Raw genomic sequence first — 22,318 nt, forward strand, 5'->3', positions numbered from 1 at the left:
CCGTTTTCGCTGGTCAGCGCGTCACGCGTCCGGCTCGTTCGTCACTGGTTCGTCAGTAGCGCGGAGCACGGCCGTCAGCATCGTGTCCGCAGCGGACCGGGTCCGGTCCTCCGCAGTCGGCCACAGGTGCGCGTAGGTGCTCAGGGTGACGGTCGCGCTGGAGTGTCCGAGCGCCCGTTGCACGGTCACCACGTCGCAGCCGGCCGCGATCAGCCCGGAGGCGAAGAAGTGCCTCAGATCGTGCAGGCGGATCGTCCGGTGCCCGGCGTCGCTCCGGGTCTTGCGCCACCAGTAGCCGACGGTGTTCTGGTGCGGCGGGTTGCCGTTCTCACCGCGGAACAACCACCGCTCCGACCCGCGGCCAGGTAGCCCGGCCAGGTGTGTCCGCACGATGTCCACCAGGCCGTCGGCGAGATAGACCGTGCGCTCACTGCCGTACTTGGGTGCCCGGATCTCGACGGCCTGGGCGTTCGCCCGCTGCACCTGACGACGGACCAAGAGCCGCCGGTCCGCCAGATCGAAGTCGCCGACCTGGACCGCGGCGGCCTCTCCGAGCCGCAGCCCGGCGAAGGCACACAGCGCGATGAAGCACACGAACCGTCGGTCGGCCATCTCCAGCAGCACCCGGACGTCGTCCGAGGTCGGTAGCTCCATCGCCACGTCGGTGCGACGGGCGCGGGGGAGCTTGACGCCCTCGCTCGGATCGGTCGCCAGGACCCGGTCCTTGACCGCCCCGCGTAGAACGGCCCGGACGTTGTTCACCCGCGTCCGGATGGTTCCCGGTGCGAGCCCGGCGGCGCGGTCAGGGCCGCGATCGGCAGCCTGCATCTCTTTGATCCACAGCTCGATGTGCGACCGCAGCAACCGCTGTAACGGGACGTCCCAGAACGGCACCGAGCGAGCAGCCAGGTTCATCGCCCGCGCCGTCCCCGGCACCCAGATCTGACGGGCGGACCAGCGCTCGAAGTAGGCCCCGAAGGCGACCCGCCCGGCGTGGGGATCGACGTAGTTGCCGCTGATAAGCGACGTGGTCTGCTCGTCCAACCACCGCTGCGCGTCGGACTTCTTCCGGGTTGTCCGGGTGATCTGCTTCCCGCCCGGGTAGGGCCGGTATTGCGCCTGCCATCGACCGTCGGTCAGTTTCCGCACGCTGGCCATCAGGCGCTCGCCTTGACCTGGTCGGCGACCCAACGCCGAACGTCGTCCGCGCGGTACCGGACGTGACGGCCGATCCGGACGCCCCTCGGGCCGTAGCCGCGACTGCGCCACTGGTAGAGGGTCTGCATCGGCACCCCGAGGTAGTGCGCGACGTCCTGGATCGTCCACAACCGCTCAGCGCTGCTCATCGGGCGTTCCTCTCGGTACGGGTGCGGCGTTGTTCGCGTCGTCGTTCGGCGATGCCGAGGGCGATCTCGCGTTCGGCGTCGTTGCGGTGCCCGATCTGGACGATGTGCCAGTCGTTGACCACCAGCACCGTCCCCGGTTCGGCCGGGGTGTCGAGGGCGGCGAGGGTTTCGCCGAGGCGGTAGGTGCGGCGTTCGCCGCGGATGGCGCCGAAGGTGGTGGAGTAGTTGCGGGACTTGGTGAGGAAGTGGCCGCGGAACCCGAGCATGTGCGCCCACCGCCGCAGGTTCAGCTCCTCGTACTCCTCGCGCCCGCCGAGCTCCCACGCGGCCTCGATCAACCGGCGGTGGTGGTCGGTGATGTCGAGATGCGGAACGTGGGCGATGTCGCGGATCGGCCGGTCGGTCGCCTCGGACTTGCCGGTGCCCTTGGTGGCGTACTTCGCCACGTAGGCAGCAAGCGCCGAGTCGGTGATCTCGCCGTGGTCGTCCTCGAGCGCGGCGGCCGCGGTGGAGGTGATCGATCGGATGTCGACCTGCCGCCCCCAGGCCAGCGGCAGCGCCGTCCCGTCCGGCCGGTCGACGACGAGCGACACCGAGCTTGCTGCGTACCGGACCGCGACGGTCAGGGCCTCGGTGGTGATCCAGTCGGGTGGGGCGGTGGTGGGTCCGTCGGGGCCGTCGAGGCGGACGACGGCGTGGAAGTGCACCAGCCCGCGGCGTTGGTACTCGGCGACCTTGGCGTAGGAGAGGCGGGCGTGATCTTTGAAGTCGCGGACCTTGATCCCGAGCATCCCGGCCAGGACCCGGCGCAGGCGGATCGCGAAGCGGTTCCAGAGCTTCCCGGAGTGGGCCTGCCACAGCACCGCCCCGACGTAGTCGTGGGTGTCGTAGTCGAGGGCGGTGCCGACGCGCGGGTCGTCGCGGTGGTGCTTGTCCCCGCACCCGCAGGGGACGACGAGGCCGCGGGCGGTGACCCGGCGGGTGTGCACCGGCCCGAACGACGGTGCGGTGAGCGTGACGAACAGCCGCGGATGCGCTGCGGCCGAGTCGGGGACGCCTTTCCCGCCGGCCATTCCTGCGCGGAGGAGGTGGTAGGCGTCGGAGGCGTAGCGGTCCGAGCAGGCCGGGCACACTGACGCGCGTCGGTTCCCGCAGGGGGCGAGGATGTCGCCTTCCCGCTCGGCCAGGACGGCGCCGGTGGCGCGGTCGTGGATGCGGGAGGAGCCCGACAGGTGGATGGGGGCGGCGCAGCCGCCGAGGGCGGTGACCTCGCGGCGCCACTGCTGGAAGCCGTCGGAGCGCAGCAGGTGGGACAGGTCGTGGTCGTGCTGGGTGGTGGCAGCGGTCATGGCGGCATCCCTCCCGGGGATGTGGTCGTGGGGGTGGCTTCCGGGCCCGCCGGGGCTGGTCCCACGCGCGGGGCCGGGCCGGGTCACCGGCGGTGGGTGTGGTGTTCGTGCTCGATCTCGACCGGGCCCGGCGTGTAGCCGTGGTAGCGGGCCAGGAGCCGGGCGGCGGCCCGGTAGCTGGAGGCGTGGCCGATGTGGGTGCCGTGGTCGTTCTCGACCCGGTAGCGGTTGCCGTCGCGCAGCACGGTCCCGCCGGCGCCGGTATTGCCGAGGACGACCAGGGCCTTGCCGGGCTGGACGACGTCCACGCCGATCACACCGGTCGAGCGCTGCCGGTTGTTCGTCTGCTCCAGTGCCCGGGCGGTCTCCGGGATGGGCCGCAGGTGGTCCCAGCGGGCGACCATGTCCCGGGTGGCCTTCGGGACCAGCACCGATCGGGCCGGGCCCTCCGAGCCGTTGTGGTGGACGTGATGGGTCCCGCCGAGGCGCAGGTGTCCGGTGTCGAGGAGCTGGAGGACGGTGGCGCCGTCGAGGCGGGCCGCCGTCTCGGCGCAGCCGGGCCGGGCCGGATCGGTGCGCAGGACCTGGCCGGTGCGCTCGATCAGCAGGAACCCGGGCTCCTGGGCCGTGGCGACGATGCGGGCGACCTCGCGCGGGTCCTGCGTCGCGGCCGCGCCCTGGCCGTCGCTGGCGACGGTGACCGGCTCGCCGAACAAGGCGCCCTGGACGGTGCTGGTGTGGCCGGTCATGCCGACCACCACCAGGTGGCGCGGGCCTCCCAGGACCATTCACGGGCGAGCTGGCGGATCACGTAGTACTCGCCGACCACCGCCAGGCCGACGGCGACCCAGAACCAGCCGGAGCCGGTGCCGAAGTGCAGCCAGGAGCCGCCGACGATCACGACGAGCAGGACGGTGAGCTTGGCCCAGGTGCGCAGCGCCCACAGGGTCGCGGTGCCCATCAGGCCGCGCCCCGATCCGAGGCCAGCTCGATCACCTCGGCAACCGGAGGTGCGCAGCGGGCGACCAGTTCGGCGATGTCGTCGTCGGTGACGTAGGCGGCCCGGAACCGGACCGGGAGCCGGGAGCCGTGGTCGATGACGAACCCGATCCCGGCGTGCCGCTCGTCGCCGGGGATCTCGTCGGCCAGCGCACCCCGCTCCCGCGCGCCGTCGCCAAGCACCATGTCCACATGACTCGCGGCGGTGACGGCGAGGGCGATCCGCTGGGTGAACAGCTCCCGCACGTCGAGGACGTCCTTGGAGGGCTCCTGCAGGTAGCCCTGGACGGAGAACAGTGAGGCGCGGCCCTGGGTCATGATCTCGGCGAGCAGTCGGAGGGCGTCGCGGACGGCGGTGCGGTCGCCGTAGGCGGTGAGCATGGCCATCTCGTCGATGACCAGCAGCTCCACCGGCGTCTCGACCGACGGTGTGCAGCGGCGGATGTTGTGGTCGCGCATCCAGTCCTGGCGGTCGCGCATGGCGTCGCGGAACTCGGTCAACATGTCGAGGGCTTGGGTCATGGTGGTGGCGTAGCGGTGGAACAGCGGGGCGCCCTGCTCGGTCTCCACCCCGCCTTTGAGGTCGACCATCCAGACCCGGGCGACCCCGTCGCGCAGGCACGGGCCGAGTGACCGGAGGGTGCCCCAGAGGATGGAGCCCTTGCCGGAGCCGGTGCGGCCGGCGACGAGGCGGTGCCCGTCGATGACGGAGGCGGTGAAGGGCTGGCCGTGTTCGTTGTCGCCGATCTCCACCGCCCGCAGGTCGACGTCGTCGGCCTGGTCGGGGATGTCGGGTGCGGGGATGACCCGGGTGAAGGGGAGTTCCCATTCGATGACGATCGCGACGACGCCGGGGCGGTGGCGGGTGATCGCGACCCGGTGCGCGATCAACGCCTCCCACAGGACCGACGCGCGTTCCTGCCAGTAGGCGACGTCCTGGCCGCGGACCATGCGCACGTAGACGGTGTCGATCGTCGCCGAGGACGAGCGGACCCACAGGACGCGGGGGACGAGGTGTTCGCCGGTGTGGCGGTGCTCGCGGGTCAGCCCGGTGTCGGCCATCAGCCGCGACCAGCGGCGGCCGCGGTAGACCGTCCAGCGCCGCCAGCACGCGCGCAGCCGGGGCGCGGCGAACCGGTCGAACGTCGCCGGGTGCACCCGCCACCACACCAGCACAACGGCGACGAGGGCTGCGATGCCCAGTCCGGCCCCGAACGCGCCAAGAGTGAGCGTCAGGCCGAGCCCGAGCAGTGGGGCCAGGACGAAGCCGGGGTGCCGGAACAGCCAGGCGGTGGCCTGGACCTCCCGCCCCGGTGGGCGCGTGGCACGGCCGCCGTGACTGCGAGCCGGGCCGTTTATGCGAGTTGCGGAGCTACTACGCTGCTTCACTGCTACCAGTCCTCACGAATCGAGATCGGGTAGCGGGACGCCCGCCGTGTGTTTCCGCCAAGAACCAATCTCGGCGGGCGCCCCACCACCCGGGGTGATCACTTCTGTTCGCGCAGTGCGCCGCGCGCCGAGTCGAGCTGCACCGTCAGGTGCGCGACGTCGCGGGCGAGGTTGTCGTGGGTGTTCTTGAACCCACCGGTCCGATACGGGATCCCGTGCAGCGAGCGCCTGAGTTCGCGCATCGCCGCGTCGAGTTCTTCGACGGTCCGGTCGACGGCCTTGGACATGTCACTTCCTCCACTCGCGGGAGATCAGCTCGGCCTCCCACTTCTTGGCCGAGGCGGCCATCACGCGCAGCGAGCTGTGCGACTTCTTCGCCGACGCCGAGATCTCCTCCGGCGAAGCCACCGACCAATGCCGCCCCTCCGTGCCGGCCTTCGCCGACGTCTCCTTCGCGCCGGTCCGGCCGCGCTTGCCGGCCTTGGTGTCACCGGCCTGGGCGGCGACCTTCTCCGCCTCAGTCAGGGCGTCGCCGACCAGCTGCAGGGCGCGCCAGAACTCGCCGTACTTGCGCAGTGCGCGCCGGTTGACCTTCGGCAGCGTCTTGACCCGGTCCCGCGGGCCGAGGTTGATCGCCATCGCTCAGACGCCCTTGCGGATGGCGAGTTGGGCCAGGCGCAGGCCCTCGGCGACCCCGGCCCGCCACGCCTGCTCGGTCGGCACCACCGGGTAGTCGTTGCGGGACCAACGACGCCGCTCGATCTCCAGACGCCGCACCAGCCGGCCCACACCCGTCCTCGCGCGGGGCCGCGTGTTCGTGGTCGTGTTCATCGCGTTGCCTCCGTCTCCGCCAGCGACGCGGTGCCGCTGGTCTCGCCGTCTCCGAAGCAGCCCGGGCAGGCCCCGGAACCGCCACAGGCCGTGCACTCGATCCCGTTGATCGAGTCGCCGTAGCCGTCGCACACGTCGCAGGCGCGGCTACCGCTGCAGTCGCCACACACCACTGGCGATCACCCCTGGCTCGGGACATAGGTGTCCCCGTCTCGGAGTTGCATGGAAGTGCCGGAACAGATCCGGCCGGAAGAAATGGGCCGCGAGTGTCAGGCGGCCGGCCCGCTGATCGCGGAGCCCTCGTTGTCGTTCTGTCTGCTTGTCAGATCGTGCTCGGCCTGCTCCAGCACCGTGCACAGGCGGGCGATGTCGGGGCGGTCGAGGAACAGCGTCACCGATCCGCCGGAGCCGGTCGCGTCGATCGTGACTCGGTCCTCGTCCGGGTAGGTGCGGGTCACGAACTCGGTGCTCTCGTAGACGTGGAGCCCGACCGAGACCGTGGACGAGGGCAGGAAGTCCGGGCGGCTCACGACTCGCCCTCCCCGTTGTCCTTGCCCCGCCGCATCGGCATCGGCGCCGGGCCGGAGTGCTTGATTCCCATCGCCTTGAACGCGATCCCCGACACCGTGCGCCCGTCCGGGGACTCGATCGAGTACGGGTTGATCTTCGCGTCGATCAGCTGCACCCGGGTGTCCTCCGGAAACCCCTCCCCAGGATCGGCGGTCAGCGTCACCTTGATCTCCTCCCCCTTCGGGGCCCGCTGCCCCGCCTGGACCTGGAGCTTCGCGAACAGCGACACCACGAACTGCGCCACCCCGTCCCGGTCAGTCACCGGCACATCAGCACCGTTCGCGTCCTGCCGCACCTTCGGTGCGGGCGGCTCCACCACCGTGAGCTTGAAGCCGTCCAGCACCACCGGAAGGTCCCTCATGTCTCCACCTCTCGTTCGTTAATACCCCTAAACGTACTTGTCGCGTGAGTGCGTGCGTGTTCAGGGGGCTAAACCAGGATGCCGCCGGTCGCCAAGCTTGTCAAGGGGCCTAAACTCGGGGAGTGGCTGCTGTTGACGATGAGTTCCATGCGCTTCGCCTGGAGCCGGACCCGGTCCGGCGGGGGCGGCGTGCAACCGACCTGCTGGCGACCTACCAGCAGCGTTCGGTCGAACTCGCGCGCATCCGCCGCGCCGCGGTCGAGGAAGCCCGCGACCAGCTCGGCGGCAGCTACACCGAGGTCGCCCGGGCCTTCGGCCTGACCAAGGGCCGCATCACGCAGATCCGCAGCAGTGCCCCACCGGCGCATCGAGCGTTCTTCGGGGTCGGCCCCCTGGAGATGGCGCTGCCCGGGAGGCGGCTGCTCAACCGCGACGATCTCGTGATCGCCGGCGAGGACGATGCCACCGGCGTGCACCTGACCGATGAGGTCGAGCGCCTGATGTTCACCGTCGAGCGCCGCATCATCGACCCGCTACAGGAGTGGGAGCCCACCGGCGACGCCGTCGTGGTCTGCGGCCCGGCGTCCGCGCACGTGGGCAACGCGCTGATGGAGCGCGATCCCTTCTTCACGATGACAATCGGCGACGGCGCACGCTGGGGACTCGTCGACGATCAGACCGGCGAGCGCTTCGTGTCCCCGATGGACGATCCCGAGCCACGCCGGGCCGACATCGCCTACCTCGCACGCCACGTGATGCCCACCGGCGCCGTCGTCGTCCACATCGCCGGGCTACACGCCCTGGGCTCCGTGGGTGCCGCGCACTACCTCACCGAGCACGTCGCAGACCTGTGGGCCGAGCTGGGGGAGGACTCGTTCAGCATGGTCCTCAGCGGCGAGTTCGACGAGCTCACCCCCACCACGCTGAAGGTGCTCGTCCCTCCGCGACGATGGCCCCGATGAGCACTCACGGCGCATCACTACCCGGGGGAACAGGTCCCGGACAAGACCGCTGGGCAGCCACCCCGAACGGACTCATCGTCCTCGACGGCGCGACCGCCATCGCCCCCGACGTCCCACCAGCGGAGCAGTACGTCGACGCCTTGCTCGACACCCTCCGAACAGGCCTCAGCTCCACGTCAGACCTGCGGACCGTCATCGCCGACGCCATCGACCACGTGTCCGCCGAACTCGACCTGACCCCGGGCGACGGCCCGTCCTCGACAGTCGCCCTGCTGCGATGGACCGACACCGGTGCCGACGCGGCGGTACTCGGCGACAGCACGATCATCCTCGGCACCCGCGACGGCCACGAGATCCGACTCTGCGACGAACGTTTGGAGACCGTCGCGCCCGCACAGCGGCAGAGCTACCGCGAGCGGCTGCAGCGGGGGAGTGGCTACGACGAGACCCACCGGCAGCTCCTCGCCGACCTACAGACCACCGAGCGTCGCGCCCGCAACTCCGATGATGGCTACTGGATCGCCGAAGCCACCCGCGACGCCGGCCATCACGCCACCGTCCGGCACATCGACGCCGACAACCTCCGTTGGGCCGTGCTCGCCACCGACGGTGCCCAACGCACCATCGACCACCTACACATGGCCTGGCACGACATCGCCGCCAAGAGCGACGACGAGCTACTTGCGCTCCTCCAGGGCCTGCAACGCTGGGAAGCCGAACGGGACCCCGAGGGGCAGGACCTCCCGCGAGCCAAGCGCCACGACGACAAGACCGTCACCACCTGGCAGGCCGACACCCGCTGACCGTCTGACCGTCGACCGGACGTCGACCGGACGACAGTCGACCGGACGTCATCGACCGGACGTCATCGACCGGACGTCAATCGACCGGACGTCCTGTCGGGTCTCACCTGATGCTTGACGTTCCTGTCCCGGGTGATGGTTGACGTTCGGGCTAGGAAACTGTGCGGTCTATCTGGGCCTTGAGGTTACGGATCGCGCCGGTGCTGGTGCGGCTGACGGTGCGTTGGGCGCCGTCGACGAGGTCGATGGTGATGGTGTGTTCGGCGACGTGGGCGGTGATCACGGTGCGGGCCTGGTCGCGGCCGAGCGCGATGAGTTGTCGGGCGATCATGATGGTGCCGGTGGCCGAGACTCGGCGGGTGACGGTGACCGGCTCGGTGCTCGGTCGTGGTGGCGGGCCGGCGGGTCGGGCGCCGCGCAGGTGTCGGGCCTGGTCGTAGGTCAGCGGGTTCGGTCTGGTGCGCAGCAGTTCCCGGGTTTCGGGGTCGAAGATCAGCAGGACGTGGTCGTCGATGCGGATGGTGACCCGGCGCCCGCCGAGGATTTCCGCAGCGGGGTGCCAGTGTCCGGCCAGGGCAATGTTGCCGAGGCGCGAGACGGTGCGGTCGATCTCGATCGCGGTGCCGTCGGGTTCGGCCGGTGGCAGCGGTGGCGGGCCGGCGGGGCGGCCTCCGGTCGCGGCGAGGGTGGCGAGCTGGTCGTCGGTGTAGGGGGAGCGGACGGTCTTGATCCGTGCCCCGCCGGCGGACAGGTGGATGACCTGGGCGTCGGCCCAGAACGTGATGGTGACCCCGGCGCGGAGCGGGCCGAGCCAGAACTGCTTGCCGAGAACGGCGAGGTTCCCCGAGGCGGGGACGACCCGCTCGAACTCCACCGGCCCGCCCCGATAGATCTCGATCTCGGTGCTCGTCTCGTCGTCCGGGGCCGGGCCGGGGTGCTCAGGGCCCTCTGCCGGGACGGGCGCGGCGGTGAGCCGGGCGGGCAGCCGCAGTGGGAGCAGGTCCTCGTCGCCGCGCTGGTGCTGGCTGGGGGCGAAGCGGTCGACCGGGCAGGCCATCTCGATCGCCTGGTGCGGGCGGGTGCAGTTGTAGTCGGCGATCCAGGAGTCCAGCGCCGCCTGCGCCGCGGTCAGGGTGTCGAAGGGTTCGGCGTGGTCGAGCAGCTCGCGGCGCAGGGTCTGGTGGAAGCGTTCGACCTTCCCGGTGGTGGTCGGGGTGGCGGGCTGGGTGAGGCGGTGGGTGATGGCGTTGTCGCGGCAGATCCGGTCGAACAACACCTCGCCGCCGCGGCCGAAGCGGGCGGTGAACTGCTTGCCGTTGTCGGTCAGGACCTCGTCGGGGATGCCGTAGCGGCGCAGCGCGTCGGCGAAGGCGAGGCAGACCGCGCGGCCGGTCGCCCGGACCATGACGGTGGCGATGACGGCGAAGCGGGAGTGGTCATCGACCCCGGTCACGATCTTCGCTTCGGTGACCGTGCCGTCCGGGGCGCGCAGGTGGATGCCGCCGACGATGTCGAGCTGCCAGAGCGCCATGGGCTCCGGGCGTTCCCAGCGCCGGTAGTCCGAGCGCAGCTTGCGGCGGCGACGGGGTTCGACCAGGCCGTTGCGGTGCAGGATCCGCGCCACCGTGCTGCGCGACGGGGCCTGGGCGCCGAAGCGGGGAGCGAGTTCATGGGCGATCCGGCGTGGTCCCCAGCGGGGGTTGCCGCGCCGCATCTCGCAGACCGCCACCTCCACCACCTCGCTGGCCTGGTGCGGGCAGGAGTCCGGGCGGTGTGAGCGTGAGGCCAGCCCGGCCAGTCCGTCGGCGCGGTAGCGGGTGATCCAGGTGTGCAGGGTCTGCCGGGAGACGCCGAACTGGGCCGCGACCTGATAGCGCGGTTCGCCTTGCTCGACGGCCAGCACGGCGCGGTAGCGCTGCTCGACCACGGTCATGTCCACCAGGGCCAATCCCGGCCTCCCCGCCACCCGCTGACCAGCACGGACAGCGGACAGGAAAGCCGATCAGGCCCGAACGTCAAGCATCAGGTGAGACCGGAACGTCAAGCATCAGCCGGGACACGACAATCGACCGGACGTCCGCTGTGTTTAGACCTTCCATTCGGTATCAAGGCGGCGCTCCGCGCCGCTGTCCCGGGCTGTGGTCAGGCTCGGCGCGCGGCGCTGGGGCATGCGGCCTTCGGCCGGTCCCCAGCGCCGCGCGCCGAGCAAGAGCGCTACTACGTGCTGCGGTGCGCGCAGCTAGTCCACCGGCGGTTGCGGCGACTTGTGCCCGACCTGCGCGACGGCGGTAGCCTCAGTCGCTTCCTTCAGTTCTCGCTCCTTGCAGGTGATCGAATGGTCGACAGGCCGGACGGAAACCATGACTTGGCGCTCGAGATCGGTGCCGAGTCGCTAGCTGTCGCCCTAGAGCCGTCGCTCGACGATGTCGTTCGCCGTGCTGTGGACGACATCTGGCGGCAGGTCCCCGCATACGCAGGAAGCGACGACGGCGAGCTGCGCGACAATGTCACGGCCCACGTAGGGTCGGTGTTTCGTACGGTACTGGCTACGATCTCAGAGGGGCGTCCGGCGTCCCGTCCGGACTTCGCGCCGAGCGCAGAGCAGGCACGGAGGCGTGTCGGGCAGGGCGTGTCGCTGTCGGATTTCCTCCAAGCGTTCCGGATCGGGCAACTGAACCTTTGGCAGGGTCTGTTGGCGGTCTCGAAGCAGCGCCCGGGGTCCGGCGACACGGCGTTGTCGCTCGTTGCGCACGTCATGCAGGTGATCGAGGTGGGCAGCTCGGTGGCTGCGGAAGCCTATCTCGCTGCGCAGCAGTACCAGCTGGCCGAGTACGACCGGGTCCGCCGCGACCTGCTCGAAGACTTGCTCGCACGGCGAGACTGTTCGTCAGGCGTACGCCAGTCAATTCTGCGGGCATCCGGTCTCGGCCCGTCGACCCGACTGATAGCCCTGTCGGCTGCGCCCGTGCAGCAGCTACCGGGGGAACGCACGCTGGGCGACGTGGTGGCTGCGGTCCAGCTCGCCGCCGGCCCCGGCTTCCAAGGACTGACCGTCGTCCGGCATGACGAGATCGTCGGAATTGCACCGGTACCGACCCGTGGGGTGCGACCGTTGGTCGACGTTCACGAGCGCACAGTGGAGCAGCTTGAGCGGCAGGGCATCCGGCTGTCCATAGGTGTCAGCACGGTGTACTCCGGTCTCGCCGAGGCGCCGGAGGCGTACGCCGAGGCATGCGTTGCCCGCGATGGCCTCAACGGGCGGACCGGGGTTCTCGCCTTGCCGATGCTGTCAAGCCTGGACTACCTGATGCTGCGAGACGACGGGACCGCCCGTCGGCTGATCCACCCTGAACTGCGACGATTCGTCGAGGAGGATCAGTCCGCCGGTGGCTATATGGTGGCCACACTCCTGGAGTACGCCGCTAGCGACCTCAACGCCAAGGTCGCTGCCGAGCGGCTGCACGTACACGTCAACACTGCTTACTACAGACTCGATCGAATCGCTGCGCGTACCGGACGAGACATGCGCAAGCTCGCAGACATACAAGAGTTGCTGATCGCCATTCGCCTGTTGTTGGGGCGACGTCCCGAGAGGATCTCACCCGACAGCTTGTGACTCGATCTCAGCCAGCCTTGTGGTCCGGCCACTATCCGTGTCCGGCCGCACCGGGCCACGGTGTGGTGTCTCACCCACAGAGCCGTGGAGATCCGGATGTTCAATCTCGCTGTCCTGCTCGAACATGCCGCGCGTGAGTTCCCCGATCGTGATGCGGTGGTGCTCGGTGACGAGCGCCTGAGCTACGCCCAGCTCGACCGAGCTACGGACGAAGTGGCGCGAGGGCTGCTGGCTCGTGGCGTTCGACCGGGTGACCGCGTCGCATTGACGTGTCCGAACGTGCCCGCCTTTCCGGTCGCCTACTACGGCGTTCTGAAGGCCGGAGCGGTTGTCGTCCCATTGAACGTGCTGCTGACCGCGCGCGAGATTGCTTTCCACCTCGAGGACTCGGGAGCGAAGACGTACCTGTGTTATGAAGGCACCGCTGACCTCCCGTCTGGAAGGAGCGGGTGGTCGGCGTTCCAGTCCGCATCGGGCTGCGGGCATTTCGTACTTATTCGGGCAAGTGCGCCCCGTCAGCTGGAACACACTGAGGTGTCGACGCTCGACGACCTGCGGCGCTGGGGAGTGCAGGAGTCTGCAACCCCACCCATTTGCGAAACTGACACGGCGGTGGTTCTCTATACGAGCGGAACAACCGGAAAGCCAAAAGGCGCGGAGATGACTCACAGCAACCTGGTGCTTAATGCGCTTCTCGTTGATCGGGTGGTCGGTCGCCACTCGCACGACGTACACTTGGCCTCGCTGCCGCTCTTCCACTCGTTCGGTCAGACGGTCCAGATGAACGCGGGCTTTGCGAACGGCGCGACGATCGTCCTCCAGCCGCGCTTCGACGCCGCCGAAGCATTCCAAATCATGCGTCGTGAGAAGGTTACGGTATTCGCCGGCGTGCCGACGATGTTTTGGCAATTGCTTAACCACGCGCGGGAACGACTCGCCCCGTCAGACGTTGACCATGCGTTGCGGGTATGCCTCGCTGGTGGCGCTCCGCTCCCGATTGAAGTGCTTACTGGTCTCGAGCGGACTTTCGGCGTGCCAATCCTCGAAGGGTACGGCCTGTCGGAGACCAGCCCGATTTCCACATTCAATCGCCTCGACGAGCCACGCTGTCCCGGATCGGTCGGGCGGCCGGTATGGGGTGTGGAGGTGAGAATCCGTTCAGCGGACGGGAGCCAAGCGGCCCCCGAAGAACTCGGAGAGGTGTGTATCCGTGGCCACAACGTGACCAAGGGTTACTTGAACCGCCCTCAATCCACGGCTGATGCCATCGATGCCCACGGCTGGTTTCGGACCGGGGACATCGGCAAGCAGGACGCGGCCGGCTGCGTCTATATTGTCGACCGCAGCAAAGAGATGATCATCCGCGGCGGCTTCAACGTGTACCCGAGAGAGGTCGAGGAAGTGCTCGTGACTCATCCGGCTGTGAGCCTCGCGGCCGTAGTGGGGGTGCGCGACGAGCAATATGGCGAGGAGGTTAAGGCGTATGTAATTTGCGAATCCGGCGCCGAGATAGGCGAGGATGAATTGATTGCGTGGTGCAAGGATAACCTGGCGGCCTACAAGTACCCAAGGTTCGTCGAGTTTCGCGACACGCTGCCTATGACGGCCACCGGAAAGATCCTCAAGCGCGAACTAACGAAGGAGACAACGCATGCGTGAAAGCGGAAACGACGCGACCACGGAGACCGCGCGGACGCGTTCCTGGTGGGGATGGGGCACCATCGAAGATGCAGCCACCGGGCCAGAACTCGAGGCCTTGCTGGCGCGGATCACCGCACTGCTGCCCAACGCCGACCTGACCGACCACCAACCGCCCGAGGTCACGGCGCTGAACCTTCCAGCGGCACGTGTGACGCCGCCTTCCTCTCTGGCCTCCTTGTGCTCGGACGACCTGCTTGACCGTGCATCGCATGCGCACGGCAAAGGATTTCGCGACGTGGCCCGGAACCTGCAGGGAGACATGTCCCACGCACCGGACCTTGTGATTCGACCACAGAACGAGCAGGACATCATCGACGTGCTCGACTGGTGCACCGAGAACCGCCACGCCGTGATTCCCTACGGTGGCGGTAGCTCGGTCGTCGGGGGCGTCGAGCCCCGGTTCACCGATTTCCCGGCTACGGTCACGCTGGATCTCGGGAGGCTCAATCAGGTCCTCGAGATCGACCACACCAGCAGGGCGGCCCGGATCCAGGCCGGCGTCCTGGGCCCCGATCTGGAGAATGCGTTACGCCCCCACGGACTCTCTTTGCGCCACTTTCCTCAGTCCTTCGAGTTTTCGACGCTCGGCGGCTGGCTGGCGACCAGGGCTGGTGGACACTATGCGACCCGGCTGACCCATATCGATGACATGGTCGAGTCCATGCGCGTGGTCAGCCCGACCGGGGTCGGCGAGTCGTGGCGGCTACCCGGCTCGGGCGCCGGCCCATCACCCGACCGGATGTTCCTTGGATCGGAGGGCACTCTCGGATTAATCACCGAGGCCTGGATGCGGCTGCAGGAACGACCGGTACACCGCGCCGGAGCGTCGGTGATTTTCGACTCGTTCGAGGAAGCTGTGGAGGCTACCCGAGCCGTCGCGCAGAGCGGCCTAGACCCTGCCAACTGCCGCTTGCTCGACACGGTTGAAAGCGCGCTCAACGCCGGGATCACGACGGGGGGCGGGGTGCTCGTGCTCGGGTTCGAGTCCGCAGATCACCCGGTCGACATCCAGCTGGCCCGAGCTACCGAGCTGTGCCGACAGCACGGCGGCACGGTCCACGACCCCGTGGAGAACCGGAGCGCTAGCCCCGCACAGGCGTGGCGGACGTCGTTCCTGCGCATGCCCTACCACCGGGATGCGCTGGCGAGGCGATCGATGATCCTCGAGACCTTTGAGACCTCCTGTACGTGGGATGCCTTCCCCGCGTTGCACGCTGCCGTCACCGAGGCCGCGCAGCACGCGTTCGCAGACGTCACGGGCTCAGGCCTGCTCACCTGCCGGTTCACGCATGTGTACCCGGACGGCCCGGCGCCCTACTACGGCGTCTACGCCCCTGGCAAATGGGGGAGCGTCTTGTCCCAATGGGACGAGATCAAGTCGGCAGTATCGGAGGTTCTCGTCAAGCACCACGCGACGATCACCCACCACCACGCCGTCGGTCGCGATCATCGACCCTGGTACGACCGGCAGCGGCCGGAGCTGTTCGCGAGCGCACTCGCCGGCGCCAAACGAGCGCTCGACCCAGCCGGTGTCCTCAACCCGGGAGTGCTGTTGCAGCCCGCCAGCTGAGGCGACCTGACGATCAGGAGTCGGGGCACGGGCGGCTACGGGCCGCCCGGCTCGCGATGCACGTGTCCGCGTCAGTTGCGGTACCGAGAACACGTCGTCAGCGGTGCCCGACATGGACGAGCCCGTTGCTTCTAGACGGTCCGAGCCTTGGCCAGTTCACTCCCAGTTTCGGGCCATTCGTGCGGCCACACGTCAATCACCCCATTTTCCCGGGAGGACCGAGAAATGGAGCTCTACGAGAACGGCAGCGCCGAGGCGGCTCCGGCCCCCGTAACCGCCTCGACCCGTCGCCGAGCGATAGTCGCGGCATCCATCGGGAACGCCGTAGAATGGTACGACTACACGGTATACGGATACCTCGCGGCGACACTCGGAGTGATCTTTTTTCCGTCTACCGACCCGACTGCGTCAATACTCGCCTCGTTCGCCGCATTCGCCCTGGCCTTCATCGTCAGACCGATCGGAGGCATAGTCTTTGGCAGCATCGGCGACCGGATCGGCAGGCAGAAGACGTTGGCCGCGGTCGTCATACTGATCTCCGTAGCAACCTTCGTGACCGGACTTCTACCCGGCTACGCGAGCATCGGCGTCGCGGCGCCCGTCTTTCTGGTGCTCCTTCGAATCATCCAGGGCCTCTCAGCCGGTGGAGAGGTCGGCGGTGCGGTGGTCTTCCTCGCCGAGTACGCCCCGGCGCACCGCCGCGGGTTTCAAGTCGGATGGGTGAACATGTCGGCACTGCCTGGTGCGTTCGCCGGGGCAGTCTTCGTCACCGTACTGAGCGCGACCCTGTCGCAGGAGGAGATGGTCACTTGGGGATGGCGCGTGCCGTTCCTACTCGCGCTCCCGCTCGGGCTCATCGGTCTCTACCTGCGCCTGAAGGTTGAAGACACTCCCGAGTTCCGGGCCTTGGTCGCCGCCGGTGAGCACACCGGCTCCCCGTTGCGCGAGACTGTGAAGGGGAACGTTCGTGGCATCACTCTTTGTCTCGCCCTCACTACGATGCATGCGGCAGGCTTCTACATGGTCCTGACATACATTCCTACCTATCTGGCGACGGTCCACAATTTCGAACGCGGCAGCGCGCTGGTCATGATGATGATTGCCCTCGGAATCGCGATCGCCGTCATCCCGATCACAGCCTCGCTGTCCGACCGGATCGGCCGGCGGCCGGTCGTCGCCGCAGCGTGTATCGGCTATATTCTTCTTGCCTACCCGATCTTCGTGCTGATGTCGTCGGGCGACACCGGAAGCGTGATCTTGTCCCAGGTACTGCTGGGTCTTCTTTTCGGCACGTTCTCCGGCGCGCCTTTCGCGGCGATGATTGAGCTGTTCGCCACGCGCGTCCGTTACACGGCGTTCTCAATCGGTTACAATATATCGATTGCACTATTCGGGGGCACAACGCCCATGATTTCGGTTTGGCTAGTCGCGATCACCGGTATCGACGTCGCTCCGGCACTGATACTCATTGCGGCCGGTGTCGTGTCACTCGTCGCCGTCAGCTTGATCCCCGAGACCGCCAGGCTTCCGCTCGGCAGCTTGGGATCAGTCGGTCGAAGCACGTAATTCGGGTGGTTTGAAGGGGTACGGATGCCCGCCAGTCGCGCATCAGTCCTGGCGGTCTCAGTTCACCGAAAGCCGAGCATGCCCTCGCCGGGCGGGCAGGATGCTCCTATGTCCTGTCAAGAACGATGACCGGGGTGTCCTTCGTCCGCTGGGATGGTCCGTGGGGCAGGCAGGCGCTTCAACCCCGCTGCGCGCGCCTGCGGCGTTTCAGGGTTGACCCGCCCACCTGCCCCACTGAGTGAGCTGGGACGACGAGGACGGGTAGGTGTGAGCAGCGCTTGGTAGAGCTCGCGCGCCAGGTAGCGCTTGAGGCACCGGATGATGTCGTTCTTGGACAGGCCCTCCGCGGTGCGCCGGTCGAAGTAGGCGCGAGTGCGTGGATCACAGCGCATCCGGGACAGCACCACGGTGTAGAGCGCGTTGTTCGCGCCGCGGTCACCGCCGCGGTTCAGCCGGTGGCGGATGGTCTTGCCACTGCTGGCCGGGATCGGAGCGACGCCGCAAAGATGGGCGAACGCGGCCTCCGAGCGCATCCGCTGCGGGTTGGCCCCGGCGGTGGTGAGCAACTGGCCGGCGACTTCGGTGCCGACCCCCACCAGGGCGAGCAGGCGCGGCGTCGGTGACGAGCCCGTGCAGGTCGCGGTCGGCGTCGCGGATCTCATCGGTGGGGTGCTGGTAGCGCACGGCCAAGCGGCGCAACGCCAGAACCACGGCGGCGCCGGGATCGTGCAGCGGGCCACGGGGCTCGAGACTAGCGCCGGTTGCCCCCACGGCACAGCAAGGTCGGGTGGGGCCACTGTCGACGGGATGGCACCAGGCGCCTTCTGCGGTGGGCGGGCAGAGCCGGAGGGCGTTCGTCAGTTGTTCGTCAGCAGATTCACTACGGGCGATAGGCAGCGACAGGTGTTAACCCACGTTCACGCAGGTCACGCCGTATGCGATCGCGAACACCGCAGGTCCGTGGACCGTGCTGATTCGTTCCGCTTCAACGTCTGAGCCACGGCGGGCCCGCCCGTCGTCCCTCATCAGAAGGGGTGACGATCCGGCGTACACGCTGACCGTCGTCGCGCCACCCACGACACTGTGGGCCGGCCCCGGGGGGCGGGGCCGGCGTGACCGGGGTGGGGGAACGACGATGGGCATGGGCCGCTTCGCCGTGGCGGCCGTCGTCGCCGCCGTCTTCGCCACCAGCGCGTGCGCCGCCGCGTCGGGCGCCGAGCGGGCCACCACTCCGGCACCCGCGGCCGCCTCGGTGTCCGCGCCGTTCGCACCCGCCGCCGGGGTGCTGCCCCGGGCCGGGGTGGGCTCGTCCGTGCCGGTTGCGGCGGTGGACGGCGCGGTCGTCGCGGCCCGCCGGGCGATGGACCGGGCCGCGGCCGCCGAGGCGCGGTCGGCGGAGGCGAGCAGGGCGAGGACGTCCGGTGACGACTGCGCGGCACGGGCGATGGCCGCCGGGCGGTTCGACCCGTCGTGCTCGGCCTACCAGGGGTATCTCGACCCGGGCACGTCCGCGGGCCGGGCGCCGACCAGCGGCGAGACCCAGATGCAGTACCTGTGCGAGCGGGGCCTGGTGCCCCGGAGCGACTGCTGACCAGTCGCGGCGCGTGGCGCGACGTCACCGGTGAGGGCGCGCCGCCGCGGGTCCGGGTCGACGGTGCGGAACGGCCGGGCCACGGTGTGGCGGCACGGGGCGGACGGCAGGTCCGGGTGGACGTCCGGTTCGACGGGACCCGCTGACGGCCGATCTTCCGACGGGTTGTCTCATATCGCGACGCTGCAGTGTGTCCCACGCCACTACCGTCGGACCATCCGTGACGATCACCCGGGGTCCGGGCCCGTGACGGTTCCGCGCCCGGCCCGGTGACGCGGCCCGACCGACACGGGGGAAGCCCACATGGCCGAGCAGGTCCACCGGTTGATCTACCGCAGTCACAGCACCGTGCCGCGCGAACGCCGCGACGAGGTCCTCGCCGAGATCTTCGACGTGGCCCGGTCGAACAACAAGAAGGCCGGTGTCACCGGTGCGCTGCTGATCTCCGACAACTGGTTCGTCCAGACCCTGGAGGGCGACGAGACGGTCGTCACCGGGCTGTTCGAGAAGATCCGGGAGGACGACCGGCACACCGATGTGTCGGTCGTCGAGTCGACGACGGCCCAGGCCCGGGTGTTCTCCCGCTGGTCGATGGCCCGCATCTCGGTGATCGGGCGCTCGGACATCCCGCTGCACGACGTCGACGGCCGCATCCGGCCCGCCGCACCGGACCAGCCCGGGCGTGAGCAGCAGGAGCTGCTCACGCGGATGCGGAACACCATCGGCGCGGACTCGGTCTGACCCGGCTCACCGCAGCGGGATGTCGACACCCCGCTCGGACTCGGGGCGCGGACCGTGGATCCGCCGCTCCGCCTCGGTGATCGGGACGTCGTTGATGCTGGCCTCGCGCCGCCGCATGAGTCCCAGCTCGTCGAACTCCCACAGCTCGTTGCCGTAGCTGCGCCACCATCGGCCGTCGGCGTCGCGGGACTCGTACTGGAACCGGACGGCGATGCGGTTGTCGTCGAACGCCCAGAGGCTCATGCGCAGCGCGTAGTCCTGCTCGCGCTGCCACTTCGCCGTCAGCAGCTCGACGATCTCCTGCCGGCCGGTGGCGAAGGTGTCGCGGTTGCGCCACACCGAGTCCGGTGTGTACGCGCCCGTGACGCGCTCGGGGTCCCGGGTGTTCCAGGCGTCCTCGGCGGCCTGCACCTTCTGGCGTGCGGTCTCCGCGGTGAACGGCGGGTAGGGCGGACGGCCATCGGCCACGACTGTCTCCTCGGTCAGTCGAGAACGAGCGTTCTCGATCTGCTCCGGTAACGTAGGGAACGATCGTTCTCGATGTCAAGGAGGCCATCGGTGCCCGCGGCCATCACCGAGGAACAGGCCCGTCTCGACCGGGACGGCCTGCTGGACGCAGCGGAGCTGCTGTTCTACGAACACGGCATCCGAGCCGTCGGGATGGACCGGGTCAGGTCGGCGTCGGGGCTCCCGCTCACGCGGATCTACCGGGACTTCGCGACCAAGGAGGACCTCGTCGTCGCGGTGCTCCGTCGGCGCGACGAGCGCTGGCGGGGCGACCTGGTGGCGTACGTGACCCGGGTCGGGGACCCGCGGCGGCGGCTGCTCGCCGTCTTCGACTGGCTGGGGGAGTGGTTCGCCCGGCCCGGGTTCCGCGGCTGCGCGTGGATCAACGCCTACGGCGAGCTCGGCAGCACCTCGGAGCCGGTGCTGCGCGAGGTGCGCAGCCACAAGGAGCTGTTCCACCGGCAGCTCGGGGAGTGGGCGTCGGCGGCCGGGGTGGATCCCGTCGAGCCGGTCTGCCTGCTCGCGGAGGGGGCGATGGTGACCGCGGCGATCGGCGGGAGCCCGGAGCCGGCGCGGCAGGCGCAGGCGGCGGTGGCGGCGCTGCTGCCCTGACCGGCGGTCACTGCGACCAGGCCGCCGACATCACCGCGGACAGCGGCTCCAGCTCCGCGACCAGCTCGTCGAGCTCCGCGTCGGACAGGGCCGCGTACGGCGGCGCGGCGAGCTCGTCGGTCAGCGTCTCCACGCGCGCCGTGAGGTCCCCGCCCGCGTCGGTGAGCCGTCCGTCGTCGTCGACCAGGCCGCGTCGCCGCAGCCCGGACATGACATCGGCCAGCCGGGCCGCCGGCAGGTGGTGCACGCGCCCGAACGTCTCCGGCGGGTGGATGCCCATGTCCAGCGCCGACAGCAGGTGGGCCTCGGTGCCGCCGACCCGCTCGGTGAGCAGGGCGGTGACGTGCCCGTCGCCGCGGTGCTCGCGCAGCGTCGTCGCGGACTGCCACAGCCGGGTCAGCGGGTCGCCGGGGATCTCCAGGGTGCGCATCCCCGCGTACATCACCCGGCCCTCGGTGGGGGCGCTCGTCGCGGCGGTGGTGAGCAGGTCGGCGGCCCGGGCCACACCGGGCGACCCGGACAGCTGGGTGCCGAGGATCCGGCGCAGTGCCGCGACGCTGCCCCGTCGCCACGCGGCGAAGGACTCCTCCGGCGGGACCGTCGCCCAGGCGCTCGGGATGTGCCGGGCGGCCTCGCCGTCGGCGAAGCTGTAGAACGCCGCGTGCACGACCTCGGCCGGGACCCGGCCGAGCGGCGCGGCCCGGCTCGCGAAGTAGCCGTCCCAGTAGGTGCGGTGGCCGAGCGCGGCCAGCTCCTCGTTCGGCTCGTCGGCGAGGTAGGTGACCAGGCAGATCGGCTCGGTCAGCCCGAACATGCGGCGTGCGGTGTGTGCGGAGGACATGACCGGTACGACCGGGCGGGCGTCCGGAACTGATCGGCCACCCGGGCGCCACGGTCCGGCTCACGTGCGACCCCTCACCCGCCCCGACGGGACGGTCGCGCACCCGAGGATCCGCCCGGCGCGGTGACGGCGAGGGTCCAGCCGTCGACGTCGCAGCGGCCGTCGGAGCCCTCGCCCGCGGCGACGACGGTCCCGTCGGCCCGCAGCCCGAGCGTGTGCGCCGACCCGGCGGCGACCGCGACCACGTCCCGCCAGGTCCCGACGGCGCACTGTCCGAGGTCGTCGTCCCCGGCGGCGACGGCCGTCCCGTCCGCGCGCAGCCCCACCGTGTGTCCGCTGCCCGCGGACACGGCGACGACGTCGTGCCATCCCGCGACGTCGCCGCCACCCCGCCCGGTGGTCACGACCGTGCCGTCGGCCCGCAGCCCCACGGTGTGCAGGTACCCGGCGGACACCGCCACCAGGTCGTGCCATCCGCCGACCGCGCACTGGCCGTACCGGTCGTTGCCGGTCGCGACCGCGGTGCCGTCGTCGCACAGCCCGACGGAGTGCCAGTCGCCGCAGCTCAGGCCCCGGACCCCGCGCCATCCGTCGACCGCGCACGCGCCTTCGGCGGCGCGGCCGGCGGCGAGCACGGTGCCGTCGGCGCGCAGCCCCAGCGTGCGGCGCCGCCCCGCGGCGACCGCGACGACCCCGCGCCAGCCGGCGACGGCGCATTCGCCGTCGTCGTCGCGGCCGGTGGCCAGGACCGTGCCGTCGGCGCGCAGCCCGACGGTGTGCGTGCGGCCGGTGTTGCGGGCGGTGTGGACGTTCCCCACCGCGACGGCGACGACGCCGGTCCAGCCGTCGACGGCGCACTCCCCGGCGCGGCCGTCCCCGGCCGCGACGACGGTCCCGTCCGCCCGCAGCCCGGCCGAGTGCCGCCGGCCCGCGGCGAGGACGCCCATGTCGCCGGGATGCACG

The 22,318-nt window shown here is 69.8% G+C and carries 24 protein-coding genes and 1 pseudogene; 9 read left to right on the top strand and 16 right to left on the bottom strand.

The annotated features are described in order from the left end of the window. Positions 1-21: 21 nt before the first annotated feature. The 11 genes from ZF1_RS04975 to ZF1_RS05025 all read right to left on the bottom strand — a co-directional run bounded on the left by ZF1_RS04975 (position 22) and on the right by ZF1_RS05025 (position 6,830). Complete coding sequence (locus ZF1_RS04975) at positions 22-1,158, bottom strand: tyrosine-type recombinase/integrase (protein ID WP_465878706.1); 1,137 nt, start codon at positions 1,156-1,158, stop codon at positions 22-24. Continuing rightward, positions 1,158-1,346: a helix-turn-helix transcriptional regulator gene (locus ZF1_RS04980; RefSeq protein WP_465878708.1), complete on the bottom strand. Its 189-nt coding sequence runs from the start codon at positions 1,344-1,346 to the stop codon at positions 1,158-1,160. The genes ZF1_RS04975 and ZF1_RS04980 overlap by 1 nt, the downstream gene beginning before the upstream one ends. Then, the gene (locus ZF1_RS04985; protein ID WP_465878709.1) at positions 1,343-2,695 is read right to left on the bottom strand and encodes a replication initiator; all 1,353 of its coding nucleotides are present in this window, start codon (positions 2,693-2,695) and stop codon (positions 1,343-1,345) included. The genes ZF1_RS04980 and ZF1_RS04985 overlap by 4 nt, the downstream gene beginning before the upstream one ends. Before the next feature lie 83 nt (positions 2,696-2,778). Beyond that, positions 2,779-3,444, bottom strand: a complete 666-nt coding sequence (locus ZF1_RS04990) for a hypothetical protein (protein ID WP_465878711.1) — start codon at positions 3,442-3,444, stop codon at positions 2,779-2,781. Then, positions 3,441-3,656: a hypothetical protein gene (locus tag ZF1_RS04995; protein WP_465878712.1), complete on the bottom strand. Its 216-nt coding sequence runs from the start codon at positions 3,654-3,656 to the stop codon at positions 3,441-3,443. Before ZF1_RS04995 ends, ZF1_RS04990 begins: the two co-directional genes overlap by 4 nt. Then, positions 3,656-5,083, bottom strand: a complete 1,428-nt coding sequence (locus tag ZF1_RS05000) for an FtsK/SpoIIIE domain-containing protein (RefSeq protein ID WP_465878713.1) — start codon at positions 5,081-5,083, stop codon at positions 3,656-3,658. The genes ZF1_RS04995 and ZF1_RS05000 overlap by 1 nt, the downstream gene beginning before the upstream one ends. A gap of 98 nt (positions 5,084-5,181) precedes the next feature. Continuing rightward, positions 5,182-5,370 carry a hypothetical protein gene (locus ZF1_RS05005; protein ID WP_465878715.1) on the bottom strand — a complete coding sequence of 63 codons (189 nt, stop codon included), beginning with the start codon at positions 5,368-5,370 and terminating at the stop codon, positions 5,182-5,184. A 1-nt stretch (position 5,371) separates the two neighbouring features. Beyond that, positions 5,372-5,722 (bottom strand): hypothetical protein, encoded by a 351-nt coding sequence (locus tag ZF1_RS05010; RefSeq protein WP_465878716.1) that lies wholly within the window; start codon positions 5,720-5,722, stop codon positions 5,372-5,374. 3 nt (positions 5,723-5,725) lie between these two features. Continuing rightward, positions 5,726-5,914, bottom strand: a complete 189-nt coding sequence (locus ZF1_RS05015) for a hypothetical protein (protein ID WP_465878718.1) — start codon at positions 5,912-5,914, stop codon at positions 5,726-5,728. A gap of 269 nt (positions 5,915-6,183) precedes the next feature. Then, positions 6,184-6,444, bottom strand: a complete 261-nt coding sequence (locus ZF1_RS05020; protein WP_465878719.1) for a hypothetical protein — start codon at positions 6,442-6,444, stop codon at positions 6,184-6,186. Then, complete coding sequence (locus ZF1_RS05025) at positions 6,441-6,830, bottom strand: hypothetical protein (RefSeq protein WP_465878721.1); 390 nt, start codon at positions 6,828-6,830, stop codon at positions 6,441-6,443. Before ZF1_RS05025 ends, ZF1_RS05020 begins: the two co-directional genes overlap by 4 nt. Positions 6,831-6,967: 137 nt before the next feature. Between ZF1_RS05025 and ZF1_RS05030 the strand changes: the two genes are divergently transcribed. Next, the gene (locus tag ZF1_RS05030) at positions 6,968-7,807 is read left to right on the top strand and encodes a hypothetical protein (RefSeq protein WP_465878723.1); all 840 of its coding nucleotides are present in this window, start codon (positions 6,968-6,970) and stop codon (positions 7,805-7,807) included. 140 nt (positions 7,808-7,947) lie between these two features. Next, entirely contained in the window at positions 7,948-8,610 is a 663-nt protein-coding gene (locus ZF1_RS05035; protein ID WP_482636608.1) for a hypothetical protein, read from the top strand. Between the two features lie 151 nt (positions 8,611-8,761). Here ZF1_RS05035 and ZF1_RS05040 read toward each other — a convergent pair whose 3' ends face one another. Then, the gene (locus tag ZF1_RS05040; RefSeq protein ID WP_482638677.1) at positions 8,762-10,549 is read right to left on the bottom strand and encodes an IS481 family transposase; all 1,788 of its coding nucleotides are present in this window, start codon (positions 10,547-10,549) and stop codon (positions 8,762-8,764) included. A gap of 327 nt (positions 10,550-10,876) precedes the next feature. Between ZF1_RS05040 and ZF1_RS05045 the strand changes: the two genes are divergently transcribed. The 4 genes from ZF1_RS05045 (at position 10,877) to ZF1_RS05060 (ending at position 17,063) form a co-directional block, all read left to right on the top strand. Next, complete coding sequence (locus tag ZF1_RS05045) at positions 10,877-12,226, top strand: PucR family transcriptional regulator (RefSeq protein WP_465882522.1); 1,350 nt, start codon at positions 10,877-10,879, stop codon at positions 12,224-12,226. A gap of 84 nt (positions 12,227-12,310) precedes the next feature. Further along, complete coding sequence (locus ZF1_RS05050; RefSeq protein WP_465882520.1) at positions 12,311-13,885, top strand: long-chain-fatty-acid--CoA ligase; 1,575 nt, start codon at positions 12,311-12,313, stop codon at positions 13,883-13,885. Continuing rightward, a complete protein-coding gene (locus ZF1_RS05055) occupies positions 13,878-15,497 on the top strand; it encodes an FAD-binding oxidoreductase (protein ID WP_465882518.1) in 1,620 nt (539 codons plus the stop codon). Before ZF1_RS05050 ends, ZF1_RS05055 begins: the two co-directional genes overlap by 8 nt. A gap of 225 nt (positions 15,498-15,722) precedes the next feature. Further along, positions 15,723-17,063 (top strand): MFS transporter, encoded by a 1,341-nt coding sequence (locus tag ZF1_RS05060; protein ID WP_465882516.1) that lies wholly within the window; start codon positions 15,723-15,725, stop codon positions 17,061-17,063. A gap of 281 nt (positions 17,064-17,344) precedes the next feature. Here ZF1_RS05060 and ZF1_RS05065 read toward each other — a convergent pair. Then, a pseudogene (locus ZF1_RS05065) lies at positions 17,345-17,677 on the bottom strand (transposase); the annotation flags it as partial. A 527-nt stretch (positions 17,678-18,204) separates the two neighbouring features. On the opposite strand from ZF1_RS05065, the gene ZF1_RS05070 reads away from it, so the two are divergent. Both ZF1_RS05070 and ZF1_RS05075 read left to right on the top strand, forming a co-directional pair. Continuing rightward, complete coding sequence (locus ZF1_RS05070) at positions 18,205-18,654, top strand: hypothetical protein (protein ID WP_482636609.1); 450 nt, start codon at positions 18,205-18,207, stop codon at positions 18,652-18,654. Between the two features lie 303 nt (positions 18,655-18,957). Next, the gene (locus ZF1_RS05075) at positions 18,958-19,395 is read left to right on the top strand and encodes a BLUF domain-containing protein (protein WP_062400404.1); all 438 of its coding nucleotides are present in this window, start codon (positions 18,958-18,960) and stop codon (positions 19,393-19,395) included. A 6-nt stretch (positions 19,396-19,401) separates the two neighbouring features. On the opposite strand, the gene ZF1_RS05080 is transcribed toward ZF1_RS05075, so the two are convergent. Next, entirely contained in the window at positions 19,402-19,863 is a 462-nt protein-coding gene (locus ZF1_RS05080; protein ID WP_482636610.1) for a nuclear transport factor 2 family protein, read from the bottom strand. A 90-nt stretch (positions 19,864-19,953) separates the two neighbouring features. Here ZF1_RS05080 and ZF1_RS05085 point away from each other — a divergent pair, with 90 nt between their 5' ends. Further along, positions 19,954-20,514 (top strand): TetR/AcrR family transcriptional regulator, encoded by a 561-nt coding sequence (locus ZF1_RS05085; protein ID WP_482636611.1) that lies wholly within the window; start codon positions 19,954-19,956, stop codon positions 20,512-20,514. 7 nt (positions 20,515-20,521) lie between these two features. On the opposite strand, the gene ZF1_RS05090 is transcribed toward ZF1_RS05085, so the two are convergent. After that, the gene (locus tag ZF1_RS05090; protein WP_482636612.1) at positions 20,522-21,355 is read right to left on the bottom strand and encodes an SCO6745 family protein; all 834 of its coding nucleotides are present in this window, start codon (positions 21,353-21,355) and stop codon (positions 20,522-20,524) included. Between the two features lie 74 nt (positions 21,356-21,429). Continuing rightward, positions 21,430-22,317, bottom strand: a complete 888-nt coding sequence (locus ZF1_RS05095) for an RCC1 domain-containing protein (RefSeq protein WP_482636613.1) — start codon at positions 22,315-22,317, stop codon at positions 21,430-21,432. Between the last annotated feature and the right edge of the window lies 1 nt (position 22,318).

It is taken from the genome of Pseudonocardia sp. ZF1 (assembly GCF_056835605.1).